Source organism: Kitasatospora sp. NPDC058184, from assembly GCF_042883725.1.
Taxonomy (GTDB): domain Bacteria; phylum Actinomycetota; class Actinomycetes; order Streptomycetales; family Streptomycetaceae; genus Kitasatospora.
Genome location: NZ_JBHVVE010000009.1, coordinates 1 through 7,746 on the forward strand (window position 1 = coordinate 1; position 7,746 = coordinate 7,746).

6 protein-coding genes are annotated in these 7,746 nt (G+C 74.0%); 4 read left to right on the plus strand and 2 right to left on the minus strand.

From position 1 onward, the window contains the following. Nucleotides 1–71: 71 nt before the first annotated feature. Nucleotides 72–1,616: an FAD-dependent monooxygenase gene (locus ACFVXH_RS18635; protein ID WP_387824997.1), complete on the minus strand. Its 1,545-nt coding sequence runs from the start codon at nt 1,614–1,616 to the stop codon at nt 72–74. Between the two features lie 58 nt (nt 1,617–1,674). On the opposite strand from ACFVXH_RS18635, the gene ACFVXH_RS18640 reads away from it, so the two are divergent. Next, complete coding sequence (locus tag ACFVXH_RS18640; protein ID WP_387824999.1) at nt 1,675–2,316, plus strand: TetR/AcrR family transcriptional regulator C-terminal domain-containing protein; 642 nt, start codon at nt 1,675–1,677, stop codon at nt 2,314–2,316. Nucleotides 2,317–2,362: 46 nt separating this feature from the next. Here ACFVXH_RS18640 and ACFVXH_RS18645 read toward each other — a convergent pair whose 3' ends face one another. Next, nucleotides 2,363–3,943 carry an ABC transporter substrate-binding protein gene (locus ACFVXH_RS18645; protein WP_387825002.1) on the minus strand — a complete coding sequence of 527 codons (1,581 nt, stop codon included), beginning with the start codon at nt 3,941–3,943 and terminating at the stop codon, nt 2,363–2,365. 280 nt (nt 3,944–4,223) lie between these two features. Here ACFVXH_RS18645 and ACFVXH_RS18650 point away from each other — a divergent pair, with 280 nt between their 5' ends. From ACFVXH_RS18650 to ACFVXH_RS18660, 3 genes are all read left to right on the plus strand, one after another. Next, a complete protein-coding gene (locus tag ACFVXH_RS18650; RefSeq protein WP_387825005.1) occupies nt 4,224–4,580 on the plus strand; it encodes a DUF5132 domain-containing protein in 357 nt (118 codons plus the stop codon). A gap of 385 nt (nt 4,581–4,965) precedes the next feature. Further along, complete coding sequence (locus tag ACFVXH_RS18655) at nt 4,966–5,310, plus strand: DUF5132 domain-containing protein (RefSeq protein ID WP_387825008.1); 345 nt, start codon at nt 4,966–4,968, stop codon at nt 5,308–5,310. Nucleotides 5,311–5,442: 132 nt separating this feature from the next. Then, the gene (locus ACFVXH_RS18660; RefSeq protein ID WP_387825011.1) at nt 5,443–7,743 is read left to right on the plus strand and encodes an ATP-binding cassette domain-containing protein; all 2,301 of its coding nucleotides are present in this window, start codon (nt 5,443–5,445) and stop codon (nt 7,741–7,743) included. Nucleotides 7,744–7,746: the final 3 nt, after the last annotated feature.

Genomic DNA, 7,746 nt, shown 5'->3' on the forward strand with positions numbered 1-7,746 from the left:
GTCTTCGCGGTGGGGAACTCCGCGAAGACCACCGCCCCGCGCGTTCGCGCCCGTACGGCCGCGGTCGGTGGCTACCGGCGGGCGAGGGTCGCCGTGACCGCGTCGCGGGCGGCGTCGCGGGCGTCGGCCTCGGTGGAGAGCCAGGCGAGGTGGCCGTCGGGGCGGACGAGGGCGGCGGTGACGCCGGACCAGGCCGGGCGGTGGCCCGCTGGGCGGTCGTCGGCCGGCGGGGCGGTGCGGACGTCGAGGCCGGGCGTCACGTCGTGGGCCAGCGGCGCGAGCGGTGACGGGGCGTCGGGGGCGGTGGCGAGGTCGAGCAGGACGTAGCGGCCGCGGCGCAGCAGGGGCAGCAGCGTGCCGCCGCCGTGGACGGCGAGGTCGGGGGCGCGGGTGCCGGTGAGCGGGTGGGCGCCGGACGGGTCGGCGGGCGGGTAGGTGACGGCGAGCCCGGCGGAGCGCAGGGCCAGGGTGTCGGAGAACTCCGGGACGCCGGCGATGAGTTCGCCCAGCAGGTCGCGCATGGCGAGGTTCTCCGGGGTGTAGGTGGTCATCAGGCCGGTCTGCGCGCGGGTGCTGCGCAGCAGGTCGGCGCCGACCGGGTGGCGTTCGGCGTGGTAGCTGTCGAGCAGGCCGTCGGGGGCGGTGCCGGCGAGGGTCTGGGCGAGCTTCCAGCCGAGGTTGCCGGCGTCCTGGAGGCCGACGTTGAGGCCGGGGCCGCCGGCGGGGAAGTGGGTGTGGGCGGCGTCGCCGGCGAGCAGGACCCGGCCGTGCCGGTACCGCTCGGCCTGGCGGGTGGCGTTGCCGAAGGTCGAGATCCAGCGCGGGTCGCGCATGCCGTAGTCGGTGCCGGTGATCCGGCGCACCCGGGTGCGGAGCTCCTCGACGGTGGGGGTATCGGGCCGTTCCCGGACGCTCCGCGCGTCGTTGCCGACCACCCGGTGGAGGCCGTCGGGCAGCGGGAAGACCATGACGGTGCCGTGCTCGTTGGAGACGGAGTGCGCGACCGGCGGCGCGTCGAGGACGACGTCGGCCATCCAGGCCCACCGGGTGGCGGCGGTGCCGGGAAAGCCGATTCCGGCGGCGGTGCGCACGGTGCTGCGGCTGCCGTCGCAGCCGACCAGGTAGGCCGCGCGCAGCCGCCGGGGCCCGGCCGGGGTGTCGACGTCGACGGTCACCGCGTCCTCGTGCCGGGTCAGCCCGGTCACCCGGTGCTCGCGCAGCAGGCGGACGCCGACGGCCTCGGCGTGGGCGGCGATGAGTTCCTCGGTGCGCGCCTGCGGCAGGGCGAGGGTGAACGGGTAGGGCGTGTCCAGCCGGGAGAAGTCCATCCGGCTGGTGAGCGAGGCGAAGTGTCCGCTGGGCACCCGCAGGCCTTCGGCGAGGAACGGCGCCACCAGCCCCCGGGCGGCGAACAGTTCGAGGCTGCGCGGGTGGACGGTGAGGGCGCGGGAGTGCGGGTCGGGCTCGGCCCGGGTCTCCAGCACGGTCACGTCGACGCCGTGGAGCCGCAGCTCGCAGGCGAGCCAGAGACCGACCGGTCCGCCGCCGGCGATGACGACCTGGTGCGTGGCGTCCGGTGCGGGGGCGTGCGTGCTGGTGTGCGTGGCTTCGGACATGGCGAAGCCCCCTTTCTTGGTCAATGACCAACGATGGCTCCTCCAGTACACTTGGTCGGTGACCAAGAATCAACCCCGGGCCACCGCGCGGCCCCGGCTCGACCCGACCGCCGTGGTGAACGCCGCGCTCGAACTGCTCGACGAGAAGGGCGCCGAGGCCGTGTCCCTGCGCGGCACGGCCGAACGCCTCGGCGTACGGATGAACACCGTGCTCTGGCACGCCAAGACCAAGGCCCGGCTGCTGGAGCTGATGGCCGAGGCGATCGTCGCCGAGGTCCGGTTCTCCGACCTGCCCGAGGCCCCGGCCGAGCGCGTGCGCGAACTGGCCCGCCGCTACCGCCGCAGCCTGCTCGCCCACCGCGACGGCGCGGCCGTCGTCGCGGGCACCTACGCCGCCGAGCCCGCGACCCTCGGCTTCGCCGACCACGTCGTGGCGGCCCTGCTCAGCACCGGACTCGACGAACGCCGGGCCGCCTGGACGTTCTGGAGCATCCAGTACCTGACGCTCGGCCTGACCCAGGAGGAACAGGCACTCCGCGCCTCCGACGAGGAGCACAGCCTCGGCCCCGCACTCGCCGACGGAGGCTACCCCGCGCTCGACCGGGTGTCCCGGCACATGGAGGACACCGCGTTCGACGAGCGCTTCGAGTTCGGCCTCGACCAGCTGCTGCGCCCCCTCGGGGAGGCCGAGGAGGGGTGACCCGAGTGGCGAAGGGACCGGGCCGGAGGCACGCCGGCCCCTCCGGTCAGCGGTGCAGGCGGATGCTGGTCGGGACGATCTGGCCGCCGTTGGCGGTGGCGAAGGTGGTGCGGTACCCGTAGAGGGTGCTCGAGCCGTCCGCGATCGGCAGGACGTCCGCCGCGTGGAACAGCGCCGCCGCGGCCCGGTTCCAGGTGTCGCAGCCCGCGGTGTCGGGCTCCCGGAGGGCCCGGGCGACCAGTGCCTCGTACTCGGGGTTGGCGACGCCGGAGAAGTTCAGGCCCTGGGCGGGGGGCGGGCCGGAGAAGAACGGGGCGAACTGGGCCGGCAGGGGGAACCCCGGTGTGCTGCCCATGGAGACGTCGAAGTCGCCGGTCTGGTACATGGCGCTGACGAGCGCGGGCAGGTTCTCGGTGACGAGCCGGACGTCCGCGCCCAGCGCCGTCCACTGCCGGGCCATCAGCTCGGCGGCGGAGGAGAGGGCGGGCCCGAGCTCCGCGCCGGCGAGCACCCGCAGCCGCAGCCGCCGGCCGTCCTTGACCAGCCGTCCGTCGCCGTCGCGGGTCCATCCGGCGGCGCCCAGGGCTCTGACGGCGTCCGGCCCGGGCAGGTCGGCCGTGGCGTGCTCCGCGTGGCAGACACCGCCCGCGGGCCTGAGGTCGGAGGCCGGGCGGCCGGTGCCGCCGACCGCGACATTGGCGAGCCCCTGGCGGTCCAGCGCGCCCACCAGCGCCCGGCGCAGGGCGGGATCGCCGAGCGGGCGGCCCGGCCGGTGGTTGAAGAAGGTCAGCCCGACCACCATGGGGACGTCGACGGTGGCCAGGCCCCGGCCGGAGAGCCGGGCGCGGTCCGGCCCGCCGACCATCGCGATGTGCACGCCGCCGGTGAGCAGCAGGTTCGCGGCCGTGGAGGCCTGGGGCACCACCGGGATGACGATCCGTGCGGGCTGGCCCGGAGCGGCGGTCGTCGCCCCGGCGGGCCCCCAGGTGTAGCCCTCGCGGACGGTGAACTCGTACGGGCCGCCGGGGGTGTAGCGGGTGAGCACGTAGGGGCCGGTGCCCTCGGTCGCCCGGTCGAGCTTCTCGGGGTGGTCGAGGCCGGCGGGGCAGACGACGGGCAGCAGGCCGAGGGTGCGGGTGAGGAAGGGGTAGGGGGTGGTGGTCGTCGCGGACACCGTGCCGGTCGCGTCGTCGGCGGTGGCGGTGAACGGGACGTTCGGCAGGACGGTCTGGGCGCCGGCGAGCTGGTTGGCCGGGTCGCCCGCGTAGGTGAGCGCCCGGGCCACGGCGGAGGCGGTGAGGGGCGTGCCGTCGGAGCAGGTGATGCCCGGGCGGAGCGTGAACTCGGCCGTGGTGGTGGTCGCCCGCCAGGACGCGGCCAGACCGGAGACCACCGCGCCGTCGGGGTCGACGTTCACCAGCGAGTCGTAGGCGTAGCGGGCGGGCCCGGCGCCGAAGGCCGAGTACGGGTCGAAGCTCGGGGTCTCGGCGGCCGCCGCGATCCGGAGCGTCCCGTGCTCCACCAACGGGGTGCCGGTGTCGGAGCGTGCCGTGGTGCCGCAGCCGGTCAGCGCGAGGGCCGCGGCCGTGACGGCGGCCAGGGGGACCGGAAGGACACGACGGAGCATGGCGGCCATGGTGTCAGCGGCGCCGGCTGGCGCGCCGTCAATTTTCCGACCGCATTCATCCTTCCGAGTGCGGCTGGCCGAATCGTTTCTCTGGGTGAAACAAGAATGGAACACGCGGAGCTCCGGTGGAGATCGAAAAACACTCACACGAGTGAACCAGTCGGGAAAGTTTGGTCTCGACCTATGCGGCTCGACTAGCGTTTCCCGGGAATTCCGGTGACCGCACGGCCGTCGTGCGTCCGCACAGCTCGGGATTCTGCACAGCTCAGGATGGAGAACCATGCTGCCGCCCGTAGTGCCGCCCTTCGTAGCCGGCCTCGTCGTCGCGCCACTGGCCAAGCGTCTCCTCAAGCCGGTGGTGCGGGGTGTCGTCCGGACATCCGTCGGTCTGGTCCTGGAAGTGAGGAAGGCGGCCCACGAGGCCGGGGAGAACCTCCACGACCTGGCCGCGGAGGTGGCCGCCGAGATCGGGTCCGACCAGTCCGCGGCGGCCGGCGGCCACGGCTCCGCGGACTCGGGGGCGTCGAACGGTGGAAAGTCCGAGCCGACCTCCGAGCGGATCGAGGTCGAGGACGAGTCCGGTGACGCGAAGGCCGTCAAGCCCCGCGCGGCCGCCGGTCACGACAAGTCGCGCTGACGGTCCGGCTGCTGCTGTAGGGGCAGCCGGGCCCGGCCGGAGGCCGTCGGGCGGGAGGAATCCCGCTCGACGGCCTTTCCATTGCGAGCGCTTCGCCGACGAAATGGAAAGTTACTGCCGGGGGCTCGAATAGCACTCGCAAGAGTGAACAAGAACAGGCCACTTGGCTGTAATGGTCCATGGTCGACTACCGTGTCGAAAGGCGCGGGAAGGGGTGTCCGGAAAAGGTATCGGCACCGGACGCGGCCCTTCGCCCCATGGGTCCGAAGGCGGTTCCCGGGGATCGGCGGTGTTGTTCCGGTGCGGGAATTCCCGCGGAGATCCTCCGGTGCCCGCACGGCCCGCCGGTGCCGGTCATCCGTATGTATGAAGAGGTTGGAGCATCATGCCCCCCGTAGTGCCGCCCTTCCTGATCGGCCTCCTGGTCGCACCGCTGGCCAAGCGCCTGCTCAAGCCGCTGCTGCGGGGCGTCGTCAAGACGTCCGTCGGGGTGGTGCTGGAAGTACGGAAGGCCGCCCAGGAGGCCGGGGAGAACGTCCACGACCTCGCGGCGGAGGTGGCCGCCGAAACGGTGGCGGAGGGCGGTTCGGCCCACGAGCAGGAGGAGCGCAGCGCCGTCGGCGCCGGTGCCCCGCCGGGGGAGGAGAGCGAGGCCGGAGCGGACCGGGCCGAGGGCGAGGCCAGGACCCCCAGGATCCGTACGACCGGCGGTTTCGCCAGGTCGCGCTGACGGCCGGGGAGCCCGTGCGGCCGCGTCCTGGCCCGGCAGCCGTGCCGTTCCCCTTCTCAGAACTTCCGATCCGTCGCAGCCCGTCCGGTTCCTGACGGTCTCTGCGACCTCCGCAAACAGGTGATCGTACAGATGTCATCTCTGGTGGGTGCCGCTGCCGGGCACGCTCCCTCGGCCCCGGACGTCCGTCCGCGCTCGGTCATCCCGGGCCGACAGCGCTGGGACGTCACGCTGGTGCTCGGCCGGCCGAGAGCCGCGGAGACCCTCGCCGCGGCCCTCCGGAGGATCCCGGGGATCACCCAGGCACAGGCCAGTCCGATCACCGGCGGGGTCCTGGTGCGCCACGACCCCGGCCTCACGGCCGCCGACGTCGGCCGCGCCGTCTGGCAGGCCGTCGCCCAGGTCGCGGACAGCGCCGCCCGGCCCGGGCCGGTACCCGCGCGGTCCGCCCCGGCACCCGGGCCGACGGTGCCGACCGGGGGCCGCAAGCACCTCGGGCCCGCCGTGGCGGTCGCGGGCGGCGTGGCGGCAGCCGTCGCGCTCGTCCGCCGCTCGGTGGGGGTCAAGCACCTGGTCGCGCTCGGCGCGGTGACGGCGGCGACCACCCACGTGGTCCGGAAGGCGTGGCGAACGGCCGCCGCCGAGGCCCCGGCCCACGACGCGCCGGAGGGGAAGCGGCACCCTCTGCTGGAGATCGTCGGCCCGCACCGGCGGCGGCTCTACCGGGCCTCCGCGCTCTCGGTCGCCTGCCAGACGGCGGAGTTGACGCTCGGGGTCTTCCTCGGCTGGACCGCGCTGATCCTCATCAAGGGCGAGGCCGCGCCGCTCGTACGGCTCGGCGTGACCACGGCCTCCGCCCAACTCTGGACCCTGGCCGGGGCGGTGGCCGTGACCTGCACCGCCGTGGCCGGCCTCGCCTACGCCTCGGGCGTCCAATGGCGCAAGCTCGGCCAGGACATCCAGCACACCTGGCGCAACGAGACGTACGCCCACGTGCAGCACCTGGAGCTGGGGCAGCTGGAGGGGCAGCGGACCACCAGGGTCGCCGGCGTCCTGACCGACGACGTCGGCCAGTTGGGCAGCTTCTTCGCCACCTCGGCCAACGACGTCCTCCAGCTGGCGACGAGCCTGGCCGTCCTGGTGCCGCTCTTCCTGCTGCTGGCGCCGGAGATCGCCTGGATCGCGTTCCTGCCGATCCCGATCGTCGCCTGGCTGTCCTTCCACTACCACGACAAGGTCGCCGCCGACTACGCCGTGTCCAGCGAGAACCGGGCCAGGCTCGCCAGCCGGCTGGCCAACAACCTGGAGGCGAGCGCCACGGTCAAGAGCTTCTGCACCGAGGACTACGAGGCACGGCGGATCGACCACCTCGGCGAGACCGCCCGGGAGAGCAGCGAGCAGACCGACCGCAGCACCATCCGGCACTCGGAGGTCGTCCGGGTCACCACCACCACCTCGATGGCGGGCACCCTGCTGCTCGGCGGGCGCTCCGTCCTCGACGGGACGCTGCCGTTCGAGGTGTTCAGCCCGCTGATCGGCCTGCCGCAGATGGTGCTGCTGCGGATGAACCGGCTCGGCGGCATCGTCGACCAGTACCAGCGGACGCTGGCGGCCTACGACCGGGTGGAGCGGCTGCGGGCGCTGCCGGTCGAGACCGAGGGCACGGGCGGCCCGCTCGGCCCGGAGCCGGTCCGGGGCGAACTGGTCCTCGACCAGGTGACGTTCGCCTACCCCGGTCGGCCGCCGGTCCTGGAGAAGCTCTCGCTGACCATCGAGGCCGGCCGCACCACCGGGATCGTCGGAGCGACCGGCTCGGGCAAGACCACCGTCGCGAAGCTGCTGATGCGCTTCCAGGACGCCGGCTCCGGAAGCGTCCGGCTCGACGGACGGGACCTGCGCGACCTGCCCCGGCGGGACCTCCGGCAGGCGGTCGGCTTCGTCTCCCAGGAGCCGTTCCTCTTCGACGGCACCATCGCCGAGAACATCCGGTACGGCACCTTCGAGGCCTCCGACGAGGCGGTGGTCGGCGCGGCCAGGACGGCCGAGGCGCACGCCTTCGTCACCGGGCTGCCGGACGGCTACGACACGGTGATCGGCGAGCGCGGCTCCGCGCTGTCCGGCGGCCAGCGGCAGCGGATCGCCCTGGCCCGGGCGATCCTCAAGGACGCGCCGGTCGTCATCCTGGACGAGGCCACCTCGGCCGTCGACAACGAGACCGAGGCCGCCATCCAGCGCGCGCTCCGCGGCTTCGCGGCCGACCGGACGATGGTCGTCATCGCCCACCGGCTCTCCACCATCCGCCACGCGGACCGGATCTACGTCATGGACAAGGGCGGCATCGTGGCCGAACAGGGCACCCACGAAGAACTGCTCGCCCAGCGCGGGCTCTACGCCTCCCTCTGGCACCTGCAAGCCGGCGAACTCGCCGCCTGACCG